Annotated in this window: 17 protein-coding genes and 1 rRNA gene; 13 read left to right on the top strand and 5 right to left on the bottom strand. The window is 43.1% G+C overall.

Annotation, left to right across the window (positions count from 1 at the left end):
• A 5S ribosomal RNA gene (gene rrf / locus Xinn_RS03665) occupies positions 1–97 on the top strand; the annotation flags it as partial.
• Between the two features lie 127 nt (positions 98–224).
• On the opposite strand, the gene Xinn_RS03670 is transcribed toward rrf, so the two are convergent.
• The 4 genes from Xinn_RS03670 to Xinn_RS03685 all read right to left on the bottom strand — a co-directional run bounded on the left by Xinn_RS03670 (position 225) and on the right by Xinn_RS03685 (position 5,579).
• Positions 225–581, bottom strand: a complete 357-nt coding sequence (locus Xinn_RS03670) for a YfiM family lipoprotein (protein ID WP_086953884.1) — start codon at positions 579–581, stop codon at positions 225–227.
• 121 nt (positions 582–702) lie between these two features.
• Positions 703–2,058, bottom strand: a complete 1,356-nt coding sequence (gene pssA, locus Xinn_RS03675) for a CDP-diacylglycerol--serine O-phosphatidyltransferase (protein ID WP_086953881.1) — start codon at positions 2,056–2,058, stop codon at positions 703–705.
• A gap of 101 nt (positions 2,059–2,159) precedes the next feature.
• A complete protein-coding gene (locus tag Xinn_RS03680; RefSeq protein ID WP_086953880.1) occupies positions 2,160–4,802 on the bottom strand; it encodes a bifunctional acetate--CoA ligase family protein/GNAT family N-acetyltransferase in 2,643 nt (880 codons plus the stop codon).
• Between the two features lie 99 nt (positions 4,803–4,901).
• On the bottom strand, positions 4,902–5,579 hold the full coding sequence (locus Xinn_RS03685; RefSeq protein WP_086953878.1) for a tRNA-uridine aminocarboxypropyltransferase: 678 nt from the start codon (positions 5,577–5,579) through the stop codon (positions 4,902–4,904).
• Positions 5,580–5,849: 270 nt separating this feature from the next.
• On the opposite strand from Xinn_RS03685, the gene Xinn_RS03690 reads away from it, so the two are divergent.
• The 8 genes from Xinn_RS03690 to Xinn_RS03725 all read left to right on the top strand — a co-directional run bounded on the left by Xinn_RS03690 (position 5,850) and on the right by Xinn_RS03725 (position 15,190).
• Complete coding sequence (locus tag Xinn_RS03690) at positions 5,850–6,923, top strand: tRNA/rRNA methyltransferase (RefSeq protein ID WP_086953877.1); 1,074 nt, start codon at positions 5,850–5,852, stop codon at positions 6,921–6,923.
• A gap of 621 nt (positions 6,924–7,544) precedes the next feature.
• A complete protein-coding gene (locus tag Xinn_RS03695) occupies positions 7,545–9,761 on the top strand; it encodes a TonB-dependent siderophore receptor (protein WP_244590123.1) in 2,217 nt (738 codons plus the stop codon).
• Between the two features lie 76 nt (positions 9,762–9,837).
• Positions 9,838–10,872 (top strand): iron-siderophore ABC transporter substrate-binding protein, encoded by a 1,035-nt coding sequence (locus tag Xinn_RS03700; RefSeq protein WP_086953873.1) that lies wholly within the window; start codon positions 9,838–9,840, stop codon positions 10,870–10,872.
• Positions 10,859–11,869, top strand: coding sequence for a FecCD family ABC transporter permease (locus Xinn_RS03705; RefSeq protein ID WP_086953871.1), 1,011 nt, complete (start codon positions 10,859–10,861; stop codon positions 11,867–11,869). Before Xinn_RS03700 ends, Xinn_RS03705 begins: the two co-directional genes overlap by 14 nt.
• Before the next feature lie 3 nt (positions 11,870–11,872).
• Complete coding sequence (locus Xinn_RS03710; RefSeq protein ID WP_086953868.1) at positions 11,873–12,925, top strand: FecCD family ABC transporter permease; 1,053 nt, start codon at positions 11,873–11,875, stop codon at positions 12,923–12,925.
• Positions 12,925–13,752 (top strand): ABC transporter ATP-binding protein, encoded by an 828-nt coding sequence (locus Xinn_RS03715; protein WP_086953866.1) that lies wholly within the window; start codon positions 12,925–12,927, stop codon positions 13,750–13,752. Before Xinn_RS03710 ends, Xinn_RS03715 begins: the two co-directional genes overlap by 1 nt.
• Positions 13,742–14,503, top strand: a complete 762-nt coding sequence (gene fhuF, locus Xinn_RS03720) for a siderophore-iron reductase FhuF (RefSeq protein WP_169923521.1) — start codon at positions 13,742–13,744, stop codon at positions 14,501–14,503. Before Xinn_RS03715 ends, fhuF begins: the two co-directional genes overlap by 11 nt.
• A gap of 39 nt (positions 14,504–14,542) precedes the next feature.
• Positions 14,543–15,190, top strand: coding sequence for a Qnr family pentapeptide repeat protein (locus Xinn_RS03725; protein WP_086953862.1), 648 nt, complete (start codon positions 14,543–14,545; stop codon positions 15,188–15,190).
• A 22-nt stretch (positions 15,191–15,212) separates the two neighbouring features.
• On the opposite strand, the gene Xinn_RS03730 is transcribed toward Xinn_RS03725, so the two are convergent.
• Complete coding sequence (locus Xinn_RS03730; RefSeq protein WP_086953860.1) at positions 15,213–16,112, bottom strand: LysR family transcriptional regulator; 900 nt, start codon at positions 16,110–16,112, stop codon at positions 15,213–15,215.
• Between the two features lie 112 nt (positions 16,113–16,224).
• Here Xinn_RS03730 and Xinn_RS03735 point away from each other — a divergent pair, with 112 nt between their 5' ends.
• The 4 genes from Xinn_RS03735 to Xinn_RS03750 all read left to right on the top strand — a co-directional run bounded on the left by Xinn_RS03735 (position 16,225) and on the right by Xinn_RS03750 (position 22,127).
• Complete coding sequence (locus Xinn_RS03735; protein WP_086953859.1) at positions 16,225–17,550, top strand: M20 family metallo-hydrolase; 1,326 nt, start codon at positions 16,225–16,227, stop codon at positions 17,548–17,550.
• Between the two features lie 101 nt (positions 17,551–17,651).
• Positions 17,652–19,178 carry a p-aminobenzoyl-glutamate transporter gene (gene abgT / locus Xinn_RS03740; protein WP_086953857.1) on the top strand — a complete coding sequence of 509 codons (1,527 nt, stop codon included), beginning with the start codon at positions 17,652–17,654 and terminating at the stop codon, positions 19,176–19,178.
• Between the two features lie 522 nt (positions 19,179–19,700).
• The gene (blsG, locus tag Xinn_RS03745) at positions 19,701–20,882 is read left to right on the top strand and encodes an arginine 2,3-aminomutase (RefSeq protein ID WP_086953855.1); all 1,182 of its coding nucleotides are present in this window, start codon (positions 19,701–19,703) and stop codon (positions 20,880–20,882) included.
• Between the two features lie 72 nt (positions 20,883–20,954).
• On the top strand, positions 20,955–22,127 hold the full coding sequence (locus Xinn_RS03750; protein ID WP_244590124.1) for a pyridoxal phosphate-dependent aminotransferase: 1,173 nt from the start codon (positions 20,955–20,957) through the stop codon (positions 22,125–22,127).
• Positions 22,128–22,150 lie beyond the last annotated feature (23 nt).

Here is a 22,150-nt window from a genome sequence, read left to right on the forward strand (position 1 = left end):
TGGTCCCACCTGACCCCATGCCGAACTCAGCAGTGAAACGCCGTAGCGCCGATGGTAGTGTGGGGTCTCCCCATGTGAGAGTAGGACACTGCCAGACATTAATTAGCCAGAGAAGCCATCCTTAACCGGATGGCTTTTTTGCATTCTGGAAGAAGTAAAATTTATTTTTAGTAGATGGAAAAGTAATTCACCAATTTGTCTTGAGATGATTCAGAATGTTTGGATCACTTCAAATATTGATACAGGCTGTAACCTGTTATTGCTCCGGCCACATCATAAACCAAATCCTGCCAACTCCAGCCTGTTCCGGCAGGGCGACTATCATAAAGTTCTTTTGCTGCACCAAGCCCAATAGACAGAAACACACCAAACTGAGCACTTTCGCGATGTTTCCAATCTTGCTGATCACCATAAGCGTTACCAGCGGCAGCTATTGCAGCAGAAAATAGAAAATGTTGGGCTTTATCCTTACCGGTCCACGTATCATTTGCCTGACGAATATTAGAACACGCGGTAGTAGTAGATAGGAGGAGTATTGATATTAATATATTTATAAGTTTATTTTTTCTGGCCTTATTCATCTTAATTTTACGCCATTGTTTATAATTTAATAAATCATAGCGTGCTGATAAATAAGATACAAAAAATCTTCTCCTGTTGTGACAAGAGAAGATTAATAAATGAATAGTTATTTATCTATGTTTACAATATTCTGCTGATTAAGCGGTCAACGCGGATACGACGTAAACGGCGTATTAATTTGCGAACCTTAACAGGATAGAGCTGTATACTATCCAGTTCCTGATAGTTGTTGATAATCGTTGTATGAGTACGAATACAATCCAGCTCTAAAGCACGTTGTTGGCGCATTTCGTTATGCGGATCGTGAATAAGGATCGCATTTTCCAAATCCAGCCCCCATGCTCGCGGGTTGAGGTTATTACCTGTGATCAGCTGCCATTTGTTATCGACCCAAACACCTTTTAAATGGTAGCTATTATCTTCATCTTTCCACAACCGGATAGTCAATTGCTGGCTGTCGATAAAATGTTGCAATCGATTGGTAAAACGGCGCAGGTTAATCTCATACAGATAAGGCAAAGCTCCGATAATCTTGAACGGTTCTTCTGGCGGAATATAAAAATCATTAGCGGTTTTGTCACCAATGATAATTTCAACCTGCTTTCCTTGCCGCAATAATCTTGAAATAGAACGAACTAACACTGCCGGCAAATTAAAGTAAGGAGTGCAGATTATTAATTTCTTGTTGGTGCTGGCGATCAGGTGGCAGATAGTTTTATTCAGTGGGTTTTTTTTTCCTAATCCAACAAGCGGAGTGACTGCCAGCTCTTCATTTGATGCCTGATTTTCGACATGATATGTAGCACTGCGTAAATTTCCCCGGAATTGCCTGATAAAATTCTTTATTTCAAGGCTGCGGGGGCGGTTTGGGCAGGCCAGATTATTGACTGCTTCGGTAGCAATAATGCTGTCGTCAATATACTGCTTCATGGTAGCTGCAAGTTTTGCATTATGCAGTAAATGATAACGATCATAACGATATTTTTCATGGCGGTGCAGATAGACATTATTAATGCTGGCACCACTGTAAATTACGGTATCGTCGAAGATAAAACCCTTTAAATGTAAGACACCTAATGCCTCCCGGGTATTAACGGGAACGCCGAAAATGGCGATATGGGCATTCGGGTACTTTTCAGCCATAGAGCAATACCAGTCTGCATTTGTTGCAGTTGCTTCTGCACCAATACGGCCTCGTTGTGCGCGATGCCAGTCGACCAAAATTTTGATATCCAGCTCAGGCCGTTTTTGCTTGGCTTCATATAACGCAGTTAAAATATCTTGTCCGGCATCGTCATGTTCTAAATATAATGCGGCGATATAAATATGCTTTTCAGCATCCGCTATGCGTTCCAACAGGGTGCTGCGAAACTCTTTAGAGTGATAAAGGGTTTCAATGTCAGCAACTGACTGTGGTAATTTAGGCAGTTGTGCAAGGTGTTGTTGGTGTTTTGCTTGTTTAAATTTAGACAACATCACAGTGCGATTTTTCTCTTAGTTTGGATGGTTAAAATTCCATCGTAAATTTGTAAATCAAAATGATCTGGCGATGATACCACTAGTTCTGTCAATTGTGGCTAAAGTTTTAAGACAAGATTCACAATACCCTCTTCCAGCTGGATATCTATGGTAAATCCCAATTTTTTTGCAAGCCTGATCATATTGCGGTTTTCTGGCATTGTTATCGCGGTTAAGACCTGAATGCCGTGCTCTTTGGCGTAATGAATAAGTTTAGCCATCAACTGAGATCCTAACGTAATTCCTTTCAGATCTGATCGCACCAACACAGCAAATTCTGCTTCGATATTATCGGGATCAGCCATTGCGCGGGCGACACCGATAATTTCTGGTTTTGTTGTCGGATAACGAATCGCGACAAAAGCCATTTCACGGTCATAGTCAATCTGAGTCATATTGGCGAGATCATCATGAGTGAATTCATTGATCTCACTGAAATAGCGATAATAAAGATCTTCTTTTGTTACCTGCTCAATAAACTCTTTTAATAACGGTTCATCCTCCGGCAGAATCGGACGCAGTAAACATGTAAAATCCTCTTTGATATAAATAGTTTCTTCCAGTTCATTGGGATAAGGTCGAATTGCCAGTCGATTTCGCGGGTCGCCGGTGATTGGGGTTAATTCCATTGTGACATCTAACAGCGTGAACTCACTTCCCGATGCCAGTAAAGGATGAATATTCAGACGGGTGATTTGCGGGCAATCGATCAGTAAATTAGATACCCGGACTAACAGCTGGCTGAGTGACGGAATATCGAGGGGTTGCAGTGATGCACCGGATTTTATTTTGCCGCTCTTAATCGCCTGAATGACCAGATAACGGGCCAGAGCCAGATTCAGAGGGGGGAGAGCAACCGCAGCCTGCGTTTCATTAACCCAATCTATCCCTCCTTCGCCAAGCATAATTAAAGGGCCAAACACTTCATCCTGCTCAATGGCAATTCTCAGTTCCTGCGCACCAGCACGATTTGCCATATTCTGAACTAATAAGCCCTCAATTCTGGCTTGCGGGAAATTTTGCTTTACACGCTCAACAATAGCTTGGGCGGCTGTTTTCACTTCCTCCGCAGTACGAAGATAAAGCATAACACCCTGCACTTCTGATTTATGCGGAATATCGGGCGAGCGGAGTTTCAGCGCCACAGGATAACCAATTTTTTCTGCAATATTGACAGCATCGTCGCTGGAGCGGGCAATCCATGTTGGCAATGTATTCAGTCCATAGGCTTCAAGAATAGAGTGAACTTCATGAGTATCTAACTGGGTATTACCTTTATTAAGGGCCTGCTGAATACAATCGTGGGCGTGAGCTGTATCTGAAGTAATCCCAATTGGCAGAGCCGGTGTTTCTTTGAGTTGTTTCTGGTTACGGCGATATTCCACCATATGCATAAATGCTGTGATTGCGCCTTCTGGAGTTCGATAGGTCGGGATGCCTGCTTCACTGAATAACCGTCTTACTTCCTGTGAAGAGTACTCTCCACACCAGTTTGTGAATATTGTCAGCCATTTTCCACGGGGGTGTTCTTTGATAGATTGAATAACGTTTACTGCTGTTTGCATACTGTCGGAAATTGCACAGGGGGAATGAATTAACAGTAAGGCATCATAGCTACGGCTATCCAGCAATATTTTCAGAGCGTCAATATATTGTGTCGTTGATGAAGCATCACCGAGATCCAAAGGATTTTGCAAAATTTGCACATCAGGTAACACACTTGCCAATTTAGCAACAATTTCTTCCTCTAAGTCAGCCAATTTACCGGCTCTTCTGATCAGTTCATCCAGTGCCATAGCGGCAGGAGCCGTGCCATTGCTGACAATTAACAGGCGCTCTCCACGCAGTGGGCGCATAAAGCTCAGTGTTTCTACGGCAGAAAACATTTCATGCGTATCCTGAACTCGTAACAATCCGGCCCTTTGAATTGCTGCATCATAAGCGACATCAAAATTTTGCTGTTCTCCCAGTAACTGCTGCGCTTTACGGGTACGGCTGCTTTTGACAACCAGAATCGGCTTATTACGTGATGCGCTGCGCGAAGCGGAAAGAAAACGGCGGGCATCGCTAATATGTTCCAGATGAAGGAGGATTGCACTGGTCTTACTATCTCGCGCTAAAAAGTCCAGTAAGTCATCAATATCAATATCAACGCTGTCTCCCAATGCGATAAAATACGAAAAGCCGATATTGCGATGGTTTGCCCAGTCCAGAATCGTGTTGGATATTGCGGCTGATTGTGAAATAAATGCCAGTTTTCCTTTAATAATAGGAATAGGAGAAAAGCTGGCATTCAGTCCGATCCACGGAGCCAGAATACCGAGGCTGTTAGGCCCGAGGATGCGGATATGATGTTTTTGGCTGTATTGTTTTAATTCAGCAAACTGAGAAGGATGAGATGAGAGAATGATAACGGTTGTACATCCCAGCTCGGTTAATTGTGCTAATAGCGATAAGTTACGGCTGTGATGAGTACAAATAACGGCCAAATCGGGAGTTAGCGGAAGCTTTTCGATAGAGGGATAAGCCAGTACACCGAGAACAGAGCTTTTATTGGGAGTTACGGGAAGGATCGGGCCGGTGAAATTTCCGGCTAACAAATTCCGCATCAGGAGCGAACTGGCTTTTTCTGGTTTCTCGGAAGCACCGATAACGGCAATGGATTTGGGATGTAGTAAGGCTTCAAGTCCACGCTGGCTCATTTTTCGCTCCTTGTTAATATCAATTCATTTAAACAATTGTTATCAGTTAAGAAATTATCATGAATAACTTTAGCTGTGATCGGCAGGAATTACTGTGATTTATACCGTTGGATGATTTGATTTTCCTGCCAGATATTGTTCTCGAAAATGATTGAAGTGATTCAGTAATTGTTGGGATGCTTCAACATCGTTTGCTAACTCCAATGCTGCGGCAGCGACTTCAGCAGTACAGTGTTGTTCTTCCCTTGAGGGTATTCGCAGCAAATAGTCCATTTTGGCAATGCTGTTGATTGATAACAAAGGAATATCATCCAAATATGGGCTTTTGCGGAACATTTTTCTTGCCTCAGGCCAAGTTCCATCCAATATAATGAACAGCGGTGCTTTTTGCCTGTCTGGAATTTGCTGATATACCGTACGTGATGGCGTGGCGTAGCTATCAGGAAAAATCAGATACGGTTGTCGGGTTGGATCACGCAATACTTCAAGCATTCTTTGATCCGGTTCGGTTCTTGACCAGAGAAAAGCCTGTGTATCAGGTAGAACATCTGCAATCAGCTTTCCTGTATTGCTGGGTTTCATTGGCTCTGTATCAAACATAATAAGGCAAAAACGGCTGGCCGCTTTTACGGGTGAAATATTTTCACACAAACACCTTTTGTGGGGTAATAAACAGTATGTGCAACGCTGAACTCGACAGCCTCTTGCTTGAAAAGGGCGGGTAGAACGCGCGAGGCGATGTTGGCGAAGCTGATAAACGGCGTTGTTATTTCTCATTTAAGAACTCAGAAATATTTATATAACCTGTCATCTTTCAGGCTGCCTCTTTGCTGACAGTGCTTTCCCCATTTCAGTCTCCGTTTTAATCAATATACGGTTATCTGTGTTCTTGGGGGCGCTCTCTTGCCGCCGTGATGCAACTCAAAATTCATCAGGTATAAAGTCAGAAAAAAATTGGCGGATATTTTAATTGATTGTCGTTGCCAGAGGTAGCTTCGGACGCGAACATCGGGTAATCTTCGCGCCATAGCGAAGTTGGAGAAATGAATGAACGATTCCTATAGTGGTAAAAGTGGCAAAGTCAAAGTGATGTATGTCCGTAATGAGGGCAACGATGACAGCCGTAATAATAATGATCGCCGTAACAGCCATGATCGTCGTAACAATAATGATCGTCATAGCAACAATGATCGTCATAACAACAATAAACGCCCGTCAGGAAAAGGTCGTGAACAGGGTGGCAGACGCTACGACAATGATCGTCCTGAGCACTCAAAAGAGCGTTCACCATGGAGAACGGTTTCCCGCCCGGCAGATGAAGAGTCAAAACCTGATCACGGCGGCATTAGTGGCAGAAGTCACATCGATCCTGAACAACTTCGCCGTCAGAGACTGGAAGAGACCCGGATCTATGGTGAAAATGCCTGTCAGGCCATGTTCCAGAACCGCCCTGATGCGATTGTAAGAGCATGGTTCGTTCAATCAGTGACACCTCGTTTCCGTGATGCGCTGAAATGGATGGCTGCAAACCGCAAGGCCTATCACGTGGTGGATGATGAAGAGTTAGCTAAAGCATCCGGTACGGAACATCATGGTGGTGTTTGTTTTCTGATTAAGAAACGCAATGGTCTGAATGCTGAGGCTTATCTGCAACAGGCACCGGCAAAAGACTGTGTGTTGGCATTAGAAAATGTAGGTAACCCGCATAACCTCGGTGCAATTATGCGTAGCTGTGCTCATTTTGGTGTACAGGGAGTGATATTGCAGGATACGGCAATGCTGGAATCTGGTGCGGCAGTTCGTACTGCGGAAGGTGGTGCTGAACATATTAAAGGTATTGATGCCGATGGTTTTACCACTGTATTGGGTCAATTCCGCGATGCAGGTTATACCATAGTGACCACATCAAGCCATAAAGGAAGTACAAAATTAGCAGAAGCTGAGCTTCCTGAAAAAATGGTACTGGTACTGGGACAGGAAGGCGATGGCCTGACTGACAGCGTTTGGGAAGATGGTGATATCCGTCTCTCGATTGGTGGTACTGGCCGGGTTGAAAGCCTGAATGTTTCTGTAGCAACAGGCGTTATGCTGGCGGAATGGTGGCGTCAGAATAAAGTCTGATTGTTAATTAATGTTATAAATAAGGCTCTGGTTTTTTAATCAGAGCCTTATTTTTTTTCGGTAATTGATTATTTATAAAAACAATCAATTATTTTTCTATTAAAAATAAAACCAAATAAACAATTTCAAAGGTAACAATTAATTTGAAATATTATGTCTGTTGATTCGGCGTTCTTAGATTATATCCCTCAGCTTGTTTTTATCTAAAGTCCTTATATTTGCATGGTTGTTAATGCTAATGATTTTAATTATCATTATTGAAAATTAAAATACTATCTTAGTGAATCACAGTTAATACCCATAATGGGACAGAGATATCTTCGGTTATGAAAATTATCACACTGTAAAAGATCATTGAGATATTGATGTTTCATCAATAAAGGAATTCAGTAATGCTCAGTTGAACCGAGAATCACTATTACCCGCCAAGACAGATTTCCCTTGATATTTTTTATGGCTTTCTCTGTTATCTGAGCCTGTTATTACAGAAATATCTGGCATGACTGGAACACTAATAAATCCTCTTTATTCTTTAAGAAAAAAATACTCGATTACAGTTTGAAAGCATAAAAAAGCAGCACCAACATAACCAACATAATAACAAATCATTTTGATAACAGGATGAATAGAGTGATCAACGCAATTTTGCATCGCAACCATTTAACCAAGAAAAAAGTGCTTTCAGTCTTAATTCCACTGCTTATTACAGGGAGCAGTGTTGCAATGGCGGAAGAGGAGCATGGGAAGAGTGATAAAATTGTCGTAACAGCAGGAACGCCGGGGCATGAAGGCGTCACTGAAGACAGTGAGATGTACAATACGACTTCGATGGTGACATCAACCGGCCTGAATTTGTCTGCCCGTGAAACGCCGCAAAGTGTCAGTGTGATGACCAAACAACTGATGGTGGATGAAAATCTGGATAGTGTAAAAAGTGCTATCGGGAGTATTACGGGGATGACCGTTAATCAGTCTGACAGTGATCGCTTTACCTTTTCGTCAAGGGGAATGGCAGTCAGAAATATGTTGCGTGATGGCGTTCCGACTTTTTACGACATTCGCTTCAATTACGGTGATAACTTGATGGATACCATCATGTTTGACCGTCTGGAAGTGGTACGTGGTGCTGCGGGTCTGATGGTCGGTCCGGGCACACCTTCTGCGGCGGTGAATGTGATACGTAAACGCCCGACCAGCGAGTTCCGGGGCGAAGTCACTCTTGAAGGTGGCTTCTGGAATAAATGGCGTACCGGCCTTGATCTCTCCAGTCCATTAAATGAAAGCGGCACAATCAGAGGCCGTTTTGTTTCCGCCTACCAGCGTTCCGATGCTTTTACTGATCGCGAAAAACATGAGAAATATCCACTCTACGGCATTATTGAAGCTGATTTGACAGACAATACATTGCTGACCATTGGTGCTGATTATCAGATTAACCATACCCGTGGCGGAATGTTTGGTGGTCTGCCGATTTATTTTAAAGACGGCAGCAAAACGGATTATAAACGCAGTAATAGCCATGCACCGGATTGGACATTTTCTAAGGTTCGTTCGTCCTCTATTTTCTCCAGTTTGCAGCATAGGTTTAATAATGGCTGGGGTGTGAAAGGCACTTTCACCTATGACAATAACGCCCTTGATCAAAAAATATTATGGCCGATGGGTTTTCCTGATCGTGTCACTAATCAGGGAATGTACCCGGGTAGTATGACTCTGATCGATGGAAGTCGTCGTCAGCATAATTTTGATTTGCAGGTCAATGGTAATTATGGGTTATTGGGGCGTACTCATCACGCCAGTTTTGGTCTGAATTACCAGAAACAGAATTTCAGGAATGACTATTATTCAGCTTTATGTATGTTGTCGCGCAATTGTCCGGGATTAGGCGATTTTACTAAATCATCATGGGGTTACCCTGAACCAACATGGAGTAAAACTCGTACAATGGGTTCTTATGGCAATATTGAACAGACAGCGGGTTATGCTGTTACTCAGTTGTCATTAACAGATCCATTAACGCTGATTCTTGGCGGCCGTATCACAAACTGGAAAACCCGCGGTGATAACTTTGGTACTCCACAAAATGGTACTTACCTTCATCAATTTCTGCCATATGGTGGATTGGTTTACAACATCACTCCGGATTTCTCCGTTTATGGCAGCTATACCAAAATTTTTGAGCCGGAAGGTCGGATTAACCGTAAGAACCAACTCCTGAAGCCCGTTACAGGAGAAAATTACGAGTTAGGTCTGAAAGGTGTCGCTTTTGATAACGGTATTGATTACTCCTTGTCGCTCTTCGAAATCCATCAGAAAAATTATACAACCCGTGATAGTTCCACGGAACGGCATCCCGATATTCCAAAGAATTGGGTTGTGTATTCCACAATTAAGGAAGTCAAAACCCGTGGTTTTGAATCTGAAATCAGTGGGCAGGTTACCGATAACTGGCGCCTTTATGCAGGATATACCCAATTCCGCGCGACAATGCCTGATGGTAAGCGCACTAATACAGATAAACCAAATCGCCTGTTCAAGCTGTTTACCACTTATACCTTACCTGATGTCCTGAGCGATCTGACGCTTGGTGGTGGTGTTAACTGGCAGGGGAAAACTCTGACAGAGGTTGATAGCCCGAACGGGAAATGTGAAGACGGACAACGCAGTTTTACCACAGTTGATTTGATGGGACGTTACCATTTCACTCCAGATATTTCCCTGACTGTTAACCTGAATAATCTGTTCGACAAAAAATACTACAACTCATTTGGTGGTTACAGCCAGTACCACTACGGTGAACCACGTAATGTTTCGGCAACGTTACGTTATAAGTTCTGACTGATTAACGGGCGGCGGCGATGTATTTTTATCCCTTGGTGAGAGGGAGTTTGAAAGGTGAAGGGGATAAACAGTGATGTTGGTACAGAAAAGACAGACACATTGCACAATATGGGCTGCCGTGTCGTTAGTACTGCTGGCTGGTTTATTGGCAGGTTGTGATAAACCAGTCAGCACATTACAGGAAAATACCATTGGTTATCCTAAAACGATGACTACTGCGTTAGGAACTGCGGTCATTAACCAGCCGGTACAACGAGTTGTTGCGCTGGGAACCGGTACTGAAGATATTTTGTTAGATCTTGGTGTTATTCCTGTGGGGATTGAATCACACCGTTGGGGCGGCGATGCAGACGGATATTTGCCGTGGTTCAGGGAGGAGATAGAGCGTCGTGGCGCGGAATTGCCAGCTATTATCGAAATGTATCCAGAACTGGATATCGAGAAGATTATCAAATTAAAACCGGATCTGGTGCTGGCAACACAATCAGGTATTACACAGGAAAATTATGATCATCTTTCTCATTTTGTGCCTGTCATTGCTTACCCCCATCAACCGTGGCAGACAACATCCCGGCAACAAATCGAGCTGGTGGCGAGTGCATTGGATAAAGTACCACAGGGTGAAAAACTGAGTGCTGAATTGGATACTATTCTGACTCAGGCAGGAGGTACGATCCCTGATATCACCCGCTATTCCTTTGCTTATATCAAAGCCGGTACAACCGGTAATACCTTATCCATTTATGTCAAAAATGATCCTCGGGTGGATACCCTTGCACATCTGGGGCTGTCCTTATTACCGCTGGCTGATTCTATGACAGCACCTTTTGGTAGTTTCTCAGTCAATATTGGTCTGGAAAACGCAGATCTGCTTAACAACGCAGACATTCTGGTGACATGGTACAGCAATGAAAAAGAACGTCAGCAGACAGAAGAAAAACCCCTGTTTCAATCTATCCGGGCTGTCCGTCAGGGGGGGTATATTCCGCTGACCGATCAATCTATTGTGATGTCTATATCTTATGGTTCACCACTCAGCTTACGTTGGGGATTACCCAGATTTATGCCATTGTTGAAGCAGGAGATAGCAAAACATGAAGAACCCTAAACGGCGCACAATTCGCATATCGGGTTTGGTATTGATGGCCCTGCTGACCTGCCTTTGCATTGTGGGTAGCCTCAGTCTGGGGTCAAAACCACTACCGATGTCAGCAATCTGGCTGCATTACTGGCAGGGAGATCAGGGCAGTTATTATGATTTAGTCATCAATGCCCGTGAGCCACGTACTCTTATTGGCCTGATGGCGGGAGCTGCATTGGCTCTTGCCGGTGCAGTCACTCAGGGTTTGCTGCGTAATCCGCTGGGTGATCCCGGGTTATTGGGAATTAATGCGGGAGCGGCAACGACTGTGGTTTTTGTCTCTTTCATCCCTGCGCTGGAGGAACTTCCTCGTTTTTGGACTGCATTTATTGGTGCCGGTTTATCAACCTTATTGTTCTATTTTCTCAGTGGCGGTTCCCGCAATACTAATCCTGTCCGATTGGTTCTGACCGGTGCAGCTATCAACGCCTGTCTGTTTGCGGTGGTACAGGGAATAGTATTGATAAACGCACAGGTCATGGAAAGCTACCGGTTTTGGACGGTCGGTTCGTTGAGTGTGATGTCGCTGCATGAGGCCAGTTTATTGCTACCTTATCTGCTGGCGGCTGTTGTGTTGACGCTTTCACTGAGTGCTTCATTAAATGTCATGGTTTTTGGGGAGGGAATTGCGGGCGCTCTTGGTGCTAACGTTGCCCGTACCCGCATTCTGTCATTATTAAGTGCCATAATGCTGGCTGCCGGAGCGACAGCAATGGCTGGTCCAATTGCTTTTATTGGTCTGGCGGCACCCCATCTGATGCGGGCATTGGTGGGCAGTGATTTTCGCTGGCTGCTGCCTTACTGCCTGTTTGCTGGTCCTTGTCTGTTATTGATATCGGATATTGTGGGGCGTTTACTTATAGCGCCGGAAGAGATCATGGTCGGCATAATTACAGCCTGCATTGGTGCTCCGTTGCTTTATCTGGTCGCTAAAAACCGGACACAACAAATAATGGTGGAATAGAGTATGACTCAGATTGATTCACCGAAACCGAGCAGCCAGCCTTGTGTCAGAACCTTCTCATTGGGAAGAGCGGTTTTTATTACCCCATCATGGCATACGAGTAAAGTAATAATGCTGATTTTGCTGCTGCTGGTGGCGCTTTTCTATCTGACTTTATCATTAGGCAGGGAAGGAATGGATAACCCTTTTCTGATGACAGAAAATCCTTATCAGGAATTTATTTTATTACAAATCCGCTTGCCCAGAGCGTTATTAGCAATCGGAGCAGGTATGGCGCTGGCACTGTCGGGAACACTTTTTCAACTGACTACCCGCAATACACTCGGCAGCCCGGATATCATCGGTATTAATGCAGGTGCTGCGCTGGGCATTATGGTTGTGTTACTTATCTGGCCTGATGTACTGCCAATCTCTTTAGGGGCACTGTCAGGTGCCGGAATTGCGGTACTGCTGGTTTACCTCGGTAATGGTGCAGGGCTGGGCAGAATGCAGACAGGGAAAATAGTGATATCCGGTGTGGCAATTGCGGCATTCTGTATGGCAATAGTTGATTTTGCCGTTTCCAATATTCGTGTTGAACAGGCTCAGCAAATCCGTGCATTACTGAGTGGCAGCCTTGCCAGCAGAGGATGGCAGGATGTGGCAATTATCAGTGGTTTAGTTCTTTTCACTCCGATTTTATTCTGGCTGGGCAGGCAGTTACGTTATACCCATTTTGGCGATGATATTGCCAATACATTGGGTGTACCCGCCCGCCTTATTCAGATTATCAGCATATTGCTGGCTGTTATTTTCGCAGCAATGTCAGTGCTAGTTGTCGGCCCTATTTCTTTTATCGCGTTATCGGCACCCCAAATTGCCCGCCGGTTAGTACAGGCCAAAGGTGCGGCATTATTTTGCTCTGCGTTGGTTGGCGCTTTGCTGATGCTATTGTCTGATTTTATTACCCTAATTTTACCGACCCCGGCGCGTTTACCTGTCGGTTTGGTTACTGCGGTGATTGGGGGAATTTATTTGATGTATCTATTGTATGCAGAATTAAGGAGAACACGATAATGCCATCGGATGTAAGTTTCCCAGAGAAGGTTTCGCGGCTTAAAGCCCGTGATCTTTCACTGGCATACGGTAAAAAGACGATTATTAATGGTATTAATCTTGCAATCCACGATAACGAATTTAGCGTCATTATTGGCCCCAATGGGTGTGGAAAATCGACTTTGCTGCGGGCGGTCAGCCGAAGTATGCAGCCACAGCATGGTGAAGTTCAGCTTGATGGAATAAATATCCATCGCTATAAGCCAAAAGCGGTTGCACGTGAAGTGTCACTGTTAACACAGGGGGCGGTTGTGACTGAGGCGTTGACTATTTATGACCTCGTTTCGCGCGGTCGTTACGCTTATCAGACTTTCCTGCGGCAATGGTCAGAAACAGATGAACGTGTCGTCAAAGAAGCCTTACAGGCTGTAGACTTATGGGATATGTCGGAAAAATTAGTCAGCGAACTTTCAGGCGGCCAGCGTCAACGCGCATGGTTTGCCATGACACTGGCACAGCAAACGCCGATTATCCTGTTGGATGAACCGACGACTTATCTGGATATTTCTCATCAGGTTGAAATACTGAATTTATGCCAATGCCTGCATCAGCAGGGAAAGACATTAGTACTGGTTTTACACGATATTAATTTGGCACTACGCTATGCCACGCGATTGATCATGATGAAGAATGGTTACATTTATGCGGAAGGGAAACCTGAAGAAATTATCACCGAGCAGAGTATTGCAGAAGTATTTGGTCTGGCCTGCCGTATTATCCGTGATCCTGAATCGAGTAAACCGTTAATTATTCCAAGATATAATGGGAAGGTGCAGAGTGAAGAATAACCAAAACACTACCCAGATAACGTCAGAAATAGATGCTAATAATATTGTTGATTTATTCGATAGTGCATTCAGCCATTTTAATTCATCAATGAAAGTGAATGCAGAAAATATTCCAGAAAATAGCATGGTATTTTACCAATGGTCAAATGAAAAAGAATTTTTGCTATTAATGCAGCGTTACCAAAATGAGTACTATGCGAATAGTGATCAGAAACCAAATAATAAAGGGCTTTATTCTTTATGGGCACAGTGGTATTTTGGTTTAGTTGTTCCTCCTATGATGTTAATATTGCTGGAATACCCACTGGCCGTAGATGCTGACTATAATCTTTTTCAGGTTGAATTTCATGAAAGTGGCAGGCCGAATACGGTTTATTATCAATTAACCTGGATGAATGAGCCAATGTCGTTGCTGGAGCGTTATTATTCTTTATTGGATCGCCATATTATTCCTGTCTGTAGAAAAATAGAATCCTATCAGGGCATTAATGGTCGTTTATTATGGAATAATATTGGTTATGTGATGTATTGGTATTTAAGTAATTTCCGGGAAAGAATAAGTACTGAACAATATGATATTTTGATAAAACATCTCTTCTTTGAACCGAAATTACCGGATGGCAGAGATAACCCCTTATATCGTACAGTGATATTACGAAATAGTGTTATACAGCGTCGTTGTTGTTGCCAAAGGAATAAATTGCCGGGGGTGGGGAATTGTCATGATTGCCCACTTGAATCGACGGCATAGATAATATGTATGTTAACGCGAAATTGAGAGGGATTTATTATGCAGAAAATTGAGCTACGAGAAAAACGGATTGAACAGAATCAATTTAGAGGTCAGGTGATTAAAAATACTCACTTCTTTAATTGTGATTTCTCACATGCTGATTTAACCGATACCCAATTCATTGATTGCGTATTTTATGAACCAAAAAATCAGCTGAGTTGTCATTTTAAACATGCGATTCTGAAAGATACCAGTTTTAAAAATTGTGATTTATCGATGGTGGATTTCAGATATTCCGATGCCCTTGGTATAGAAATTTGTGGATGCCGGTTGCAGGGTGCCGATTTTCGTGGTGTGAGTTTTATGAATATGATGAGTCCCACAGTGAGTTTTTGTTCAGCTTATATCACCAAAAGTAATTTAAGTTATGCCAACTTTTCTGATGTTGTCCTCGAAAAATGCGAATTATGGGAAAACCGGTGGCATGGTACTCAGATTTTAGGGGCGACATTCAGTGGCTCAGATCTGTCTGGTGGAGAATTTACCGCTTTTGATTGGTGCGCCGCAAACTTTACGCACTGTGATTTGACTAATTCTGTTTTGGGTGAAATTGATATACGGCGGGTTGATTTTCAGGGTGTTAAATTAGAAGTATCTCAGGTTTCAGAAATCATGGAACAGTTCGGTATTGTGATTATTGGTTAGCAACAGGGCGCATGTCAGGCCGTCAGGGGCGGCAGTACATGCGGAACAGCTTGGCTAAATGTTCTCCGGCAGGGGTTAACTTTTTGTCTTTGCGATGGATCAGGCAAAACGTAGCCAATGGAAGTTGTTCTTTAAGATCTAAGGCGACAAATTGCTGATGAAACAGTGCATCATCTGCTAAATCTACAGCGACAATAGTCACAAAATCACTTTTGGCAACTAAGCTCATACAGGACATCAATGTTTCACATGTAACGCTAAAAACAGGGGGGAGTGCCATTAATGAAAGCATTTCAAATAACCGACGATAATAAGTACCTTTGGGGGTTGGCATAGTCCAGTCGCAATCAGATAGCTCTTCCAGAGAAGTCGCGTGCTCTTTGGGATGCCCTTTACGCACGATCACCTTGTACTCTTTTTCCGTCAGTTTCTCTGAGCTGAGGTCTGAATCTGCGCTGTCTGGGTAATAGGTATTGACAGAAAAATCCAGTTCACCCTGCCTGAGCTGAGGTAACATCGCCAGTAACTGCCCTTCAACAATGCGGAGTTTTACCGTGGGATACTCACGATGAAATTGTGCAATAATCTTTGGCATAATCGTACGGACGAGACAGCCAGCAATACCAATATTGACGACACCGCCGAGTAAGCCAATACGCTGCTGAATATCTTCCTGAGCAACTCTCAGCTCCTCAAGTATCAAACTGGCTCGTGATAAAAAACTTTGTCCACATTCCGTTAAATGAATTCCCTGATTGCTGCGGATAAATAATTTCGCCCCCAGTGAATCCTCTAATTCACGAATCGATTTTGTTAAAGCAGGCTGAGAAAGTGACAGAGTCCGGCTTGCTGATCGAATACTGCCATAGCGGCTAATTTCAACAAAAGCACGTATCTGGTGGAGTTTTATAGACATCACTATTTTCTCTTTCGCGATAACAATCAGTTATATAGATAAAGTTAATTGTATCTGAATTAAGCAATATTTCTTGTCTACATTTAAAAAATGACCACTTATGTGAGAGATAATGAATATGCAGCCTTTATTAAATGAATCTATCCAGCAAATTACCGGGCAATTACAGAACTGGCGTCGTGATTTTCACCATTTCGCTGAATCAGGCTGGTTTGAGTTCAGAACCGCAACCATTGTCGCCGATGAGCTTCATCGGTTGGGTTATAGCCTGAAAATGGGAAAAGAGGTGATTAAAGCAGAAGCGAGAATGGGGTTGCCTTCTGTACAGGCATTACAGGAGCAGGAACAGCGGGCGATTAAGCAGGGGGCGCTGGTGCAATGGTTACCACATTTTTCTGGTGGTTTTACCGGTATTGTTGCCACGCTGGATACCGGTAAGGCCGGGCCGACACTGGCATTCCGGGTTGATATGGATGCACTTGATCTGGATGAGGATCAGAGCCATGTTCACCGTCCTTATACTGAAGACTTTTCTTCCTGTAATGCAAAGATGATGCATGCCTGTGGACATGATGGTCACACGGCTATCGGGTTGGGACTCGCACGGATATTGAAGCAGTATGAGGATCAGCTCACAGGAAAAATCAAACTGATATTCCAGCCCGCAGAAGAAGGAACAAGAGGGGCAAAATCAATGGTTGAGGCCGGAGTTGTCGATGATGTTGATTTCTTTATTGCCATTCATATTGGCCTCGGCATACCAATGGGAGAGTTAGTCTGCGGTAATGGGAGTTTTCTGGCGACGACCAAAATAGATGTGATTTATCGTGGTGTTGCGTCCCATGCGGGCGGAAAGCCGGAAGAAGGCAAGAATGCGTTGTTGGCTGCTGCTCAGGCTGCTTTAGGGCTGAATGCAATGCCCCGCCATAGTAAGGGTATTTCGCGTATAAATGTTGGTGTATTACAGGCTGGCTCCGGTCGTAATGTTATTCCTGATCATGCATTAATGAAAGTGGAAACCCGTGGTGAAACTAATGAAATCAACGAGTTTATCTACGATAAGGCTCTCAGTATTATCGAAGGAGCGGCAACAATGCAGGATGTTGAGTATGAAATACAGCTCATGGGGGCAGCACAAAGCAGTAAACCCAGTCCGGCATGGGTCGATTTTATTTATCAGCAGGTGCAACAACATGTTCCAGAGCTTTCATCTGTTGTCAAAAGCGGCGAACAGGCTATGGGTTCAGAAGATGCCACTTATTTTATGGAGCGGGTTAAGGCAAACGGAGGTCAGGCTTCTTACCTTGTTTTCGGTACTGAACTTAGTGCAGGCCATCATCATGGGCAGTTTGATTTTAATGAAGATGTACTGGCAATTGCCGTGAAAACACTGGCAACGCTCACCATCCACCTACCTGATTTTAACACTCAGTTTAACCAGTAATTCAGTTTATCAATAATGCACCGGTTTGCCTGTTCAGGGTAAGCCGGTATCCGGCATAACATCACATAAATGAAAGTATCAGTAAATGCAGAGGAAAAACGATGAATCAGACCTCTATATCTGTACCTAAGAGCCCCGGATATATTTTGGGATGGATCGAAAAAGTCGGTAATAAAATTCCGAATCCTTTTGTTTTATTTATCTATCTGATTGCTGTGTTAATGATTGCGACTGCTGTTTTATCTTGGTTTGATTTGGCGGTAAAAAACCCGATAGACGGAGAGCTGGTCAGGGTTAAAAATTTACTCAGTGCTGAGGGAATACAGTGGATTCTGCCTAACATTGTAAAAAATTTTAGTAGTTTTACACCACTCGGCGCAATTCTGGCATTGGTTATCGGAGCCGGGCTGGCTGAAAAAGTCGGTTTGTTGAAGGCTCTGATGTATAAAATGGCGTCGGGTATAAATAAACGTTATGCCAGTTATATGGTGTTGTTTATCGCTTTTTTCAGCCATATTTCGTCGGATGCGGCACTTGTTGTGATGCCTCCGTTGGGCGCACTGATGTTTATCGCGGTTGGACGACATCCTGTTGCAGGCTTATTGGCTGCGATTGCCGGTGTAGCGTCAGGGTTCACAGCAAACCTCCTGATTGTGACTACTGATGTTCTGCTGTCCGGTATCAGCACGGAAGCGGCTAAAATGTTTGATCCTGATCTGCATGTCAGCGTTATTGATAATTGGTATTTTATGGCAATCTCTGTGATTGTACTGACGATTGCCGGAGCCATTCTGACGGACAAGTTTATTGAACCACGTTTACCTGTTTGGGAAGGAAATGCCGAGGAAAAATTAGAAGAACTCACACCACAACAAAATCGTGGGCTGTTAGTGACCGGGTTGTCTGCATTGATTTTCATCGGTATTATTGGCTTGCTGGTGGTGCCTGAAAATGCGTTGCTGCGTGATCCTCAGACGGGTTCAGTCATTCCGTCTCCTTTTATCAAAGGAATTGTTCCGCTGATTATTCTGTTTTTCTTTGTGGTTTCGATTACCTATGGCGTTTCTACCAAACGAATAAAAACACCTAATGATATTCCTGACCTGCTCGTTGATCCGATGAAAAGCATGGCGGGTTTCATTGTAATGGTGTTCCCTCTGGCTCAGTTTGTTGCTTTCTTTAACTGGAGCCATATGGGTAAATTTATGGCAATCGGGATTACGGGCCTACTGGAAACGTTAGGAATGACAGGCGCTCCTGCTTTTATCGGACTGATGTTTTTATCTTCCTTTCTTTGCATGTTTATTGCGAGTGGCTCGGCCATCTGGTCGATTCTTGCCCCTATCTTTGTACCGATGTTTGTTTTACTTGGCTTTCATCCCGCTTTTGCACAGATCATCTTTCGTATTTCTGATTCTGCTGTATTGCCTTTGGCACCGATGTCACCTTTTCTGCCGCTTTTTTTAGGATTTCTCCAGCGTTACTATAAAAATGCCCGGTTAGGCACTTATTATACGTTGGTACTGCCTTATCCTCTGGTGTTTTTTGCAGTCTGGATGCTGTTGCTTATCGGGTGGTATTTTGCCGGATTGCCCATCGGGCCGGGTGTCTATCCAACATTGCATTAGCTGTTATACACTTTCCATAGTAGTGAAAATTACTTTCTAATGATGAATCCTTATTCCGGCTGTGAACGGGGTAAGGGTTATTTTTATTATTTTGAAATGCTATTTATTGCAGTTTAATATTATAATTTTCATTAGCATTCATTGTTGATTATTAAACTAATATAACTATCAAATCATTGACCTGGTCTTATTGATAATGAATCTTATCTTCAGAAAAATATTACAGGTATATCTTACTTCTATAGGTAAAAAAATTACTAAGATAATTTCTCTGGTATGTTTATTTTTAATGGGGTGTTTTTTAAAAGGTGTTATTTATTTTTAAGGGAGGAATATATTTTAAAGTCTGCAATTTGGCTCGGTTTCTTTATATTACTGCCTGCTGTTATTGTCCCGTGAATTATTCCTTTGGTTATCCATACGGTAGCTATTTTATTACGCCTGTTTATGAATTTTATTGTCGTGGTTTAAAAGCATGACTTGCACTTAATAGAGAATCTAAAAGTATATGAGGAAAGTGGTATGTTCTTAAGTAAAGAATCGTTCAGTGATGAGGAGTGGAACGATCCCAAGTTTCAGTTACGTAACTTAATTAAAACAGCTGAGGGGTTGGAAAAATGGGTTGCGTTAACCGACGGAGAAAAGCAAGCCATAGAAGCCGTTAAAGGAAAATATCTGTGGCAGAGTACCCCGTATTATGCTTCGCTTATGGACAAACATGATGAGAATTGCCCAATTAGATTACAGACTATTCCTCATTTAAGAGAAATGAATGTTGCGGAAAATTCTGATAATGATCCGGTAGGAGATACAGCAAATCTCAAGACAGCCAGAGTGGTGCATAAATATCCGAATAGAATTGTTCTGCTGGTTTCAGATACCTGCCCTGTTTATTGCCGCCATTGTACGCGAAAGTTTCATACAACGGATGTCAGTGGTACCTATTTTGGTTCAGATCTGGCCGCATCTTATGAAGAAGACTTCGCTTATATCGAAAGCCACCCGGAGATTGATGATGTTTTGCTGACGGGAGGCGATCCCTTAATACATTATGATAAGTTTCTTGAAGCGATTATTAAAAGACTGAGAAGTATCAAACACATTAATATCATTCGTATCGGAACCCGTTATCCGGTATTCGCCCCCCAGAGAGTGACGGATAAATTCTGTCAGATGTTGGAAAAATACCACCCCATCTGGGTTAATACGCACTTTAATCACCCGAAAGAAGTGACCAAAGAAGCCGCTGCTGCCTGTGATCGATTACTGCGGCATGGTATCCCTGTGCAGAACCAGTCTGTTTTATTAAAAGGGATCAACGATGATGTAGAAACGATGCGCTCACTGCTTAAGGCACTCCTGAGAATAAGGGTTCGTCCTTATTATTTATACCATTGCGATAACGTTTCCGGGGTCTCTCACTTCATGACCACGCTGGAGAAAGGGCAGGAAATTATGGATGCGATGGTAGGGTTTGAGACAGGTTTTAGTGTACCGCAGTATGTGGTTACGACGACATTAGGCAAACTTTCTGTTAATCAGGCACATGTCACTACTCATGCAGATGGTCGCGTAATGGCGAAGAACTATAAACAGGATTCTTTAGATATTACGGAATATATCAAGCCTCCTTCAGATTCGAATAATTATTCTGCTGATCTTCGTAATAGCAAAGTGATTCCCTCTAAGAATATCGATATATAAAAAGCGATCTGTAGATTGTTTGTTTTTAAAACGAACAATTAAGTATTGCCATATTAATTAACAGGGTTATTCATGATGATACAAGAGAATCCTCTCTCATCCCGTATTGCCAGCAGGGCAAAAAATATTAATGCCTCAGTAACGGTAGGGCTGGCAGATATCGTTGCCAAATTGAAAAGTGAAGGCCGTGATATTATTGGGTTGAATGAAGGTGAGTTAAATTTCAGTACCGGCACATCTATTGTTAATGAAACTATCCGGGCATTGATAGATGGCAGAACCCGTTATAGTTGGCTCAATGGTGAGCCTGAATTAAGAGAGAAAATTTGCCAGAAAGTATTTGAAGATAACCGGATTAAAACGAAGCCTGAAAATATCATCGTCACTAATGGCTCCAAACAAGTTATTTATGAAATTTTACAGACAGTCATTAATCCGGGCGATGAAGTGATTATTCCTGTGCCCTGTTGGGCAACATACCTTGAAGCGGTCAAATTAGCCGGAGGGAAAGCGGTTTTAATTGAAAATATTGGTGTGGATCTGGATGTTGAAAAGATCAGACAGGCTATCACTGATAAAACCAAACTTATCATTATTAATACACCGAATAATCCGACCGGCGCTGTTTACTCGAAATCTGCATTACAGACACTGTGTCATATCGTCAAAGAAAAACAGATCTTCATATTATCCGATGAAGCCTATGAACAAATTGTATTTGATGGTGAACATCATAGTCTCGCTGCCATTGATGACAATGAATTCATTATCACGGTGCAGACATTTTCAAAAAGCTATGCCATGACGGGCTACCGTATTGGTTACATGATAGCCCACCCTGAATTAATCAGCAGAGTCTCTGATCTGCATGGTCATATGACCGATAATGTCTGCACTTTTGCCCAGTATGGCGCGATTGCTTCACTTGAAATGCCCAAGGATTTTTATCAGGAAAGGTTGGAGATACTCAAACAACGGCGGGATCGAACATACCAGTATGCCCGTGAATTTTTCGAGTGTGAGCGTCCTGCTGGTGCATTTTACCTGTTCCCCAATGTTGAAAAATACCTCAATGACCGTTGTCATGATGCTACTCAATTCTGTGAATATCTGCTGACTCATGCAGGGGTAGCCCTGATCCCGGCTGAAGCCTGTCTGTATCGCGGACATGTACGAATTTCTTTTGCGGCGCCAATGGAGGCTATTGAACAGGGATTTGAACGGATCGCAAACGTATTGCGCTAATTGCTGACCATGAGGATTAATAA

This window comes from Xenorhabdus innexi, from assembly GCF_002632485.1.
Taxonomy (GTDB): Bacteria; Pseudomonadota; Gammaproteobacteria; order Enterobacterales; family Enterobacteriaceae; genus Xenorhabdus; species Xenorhabdus innexi.

What these genes read in the sequence shown, in the direction of transcription:
- Xinn_RS03670 (WP_086953884.1), bottom strand. Translation starts at nt 581, where the DNA reads ATGAATAAGGCCAGAAAAAATAAACTTATAAATATATTAATATCAATA.
- pssA (WP_086953881.1), bottom strand. Translation starts at nt 2,058, where the DNA reads ATGTTGTCTAAATTTAAACAAGCAAAACACCAACAACACCTTGCACAA.
- Xinn_RS03680 (WP_086953880.1), bottom strand. Translation starts at nt 4,802, where the DNA reads ATGAGCCAGCGTGGACTTGAAGCCTTACTACATCCCAAATCCATTGCC.
- Xinn_RS03685 (WP_086953878.1), bottom strand. Translation starts at nt 5,579, where the DNA reads ATGAGAAATAACAACGCCGTTTATCAGCTTCGCCAACATCGCCTCGCG.
- Xinn_RS03690 (WP_086953877.1), top strand. Translation starts at nt 5,850, where the DNA reads ATGAACGATTCCTATAGTGGTAAAAGTGGCAAAGTCAAAGTGATGTAT.
- Xinn_RS03695 (WP_244590123.1), top strand. Translation starts at nt 7,545, where the DNA reads ATGAATAGAGTGATCAACGCAATTTTGCATCGCAACCATTTAACCAAG.
- Xinn_RS03700 (WP_086953873.1), top strand. Translation starts at nt 9,838, where the DNA reads ATGTTGGTACAGAAAAGACAGACACATTGCACAATATGGGCTGCCGTG.
- Xinn_RS03705 (WP_086953871.1), top strand. Translation starts at nt 10,859, where the DNA reads ATGAAGAACCCTAAACGGCGCACAATTCGCATATCGGGTTTGGTATTG.
- Xinn_RS03710 (WP_086953868.1), top strand. Translation starts at nt 11,873, where the DNA reads ATGACTCAGATTGATTCACCGAAACCGAGCAGCCAGCCTTGTGTCAGA.
- Xinn_RS03715 (WP_086953866.1), top strand. Translation starts at nt 12,925, where the DNA reads ATGCCATCGGATGTAAGTTTCCCAGAGAAGGTTTCGCGGCTTAAAGCC.
- Xinn_RS03725 (WP_086953862.1), top strand. Translation starts at nt 14,543, where the DNA reads ATGCAGAAAATTGAGCTACGAGAAAAACGGATTGAACAGAATCAATTT.
- Xinn_RS03735 (WP_086953859.1), top strand. Translation starts at nt 16,225, where the DNA reads ATGCAGCCTTTATTAAATGAATCTATCCAGCAAATTACCGGGCAATTA.
- abgT (WP_086953857.1), top strand. Translation starts at nt 17,652, where the DNA reads ATGAATCAGACCTCTATATCTGTACCTAAGAGCCCCGGATATATTTTG.
- blsG (WP_086953855.1), top strand. Translation starts at nt 19,701, where the DNA reads ATGTTCTTAAGTAAAGAATCGTTCAGTGATGAGGAGTGGAACGATCCC.
- Xinn_RS03750 (WP_244590124.1), top strand. Translation starts at nt 20,955, where the DNA reads ATGATGATACAAGAGAATCCTCTCTCATCCCGTATTGCCAGCAGGGCA.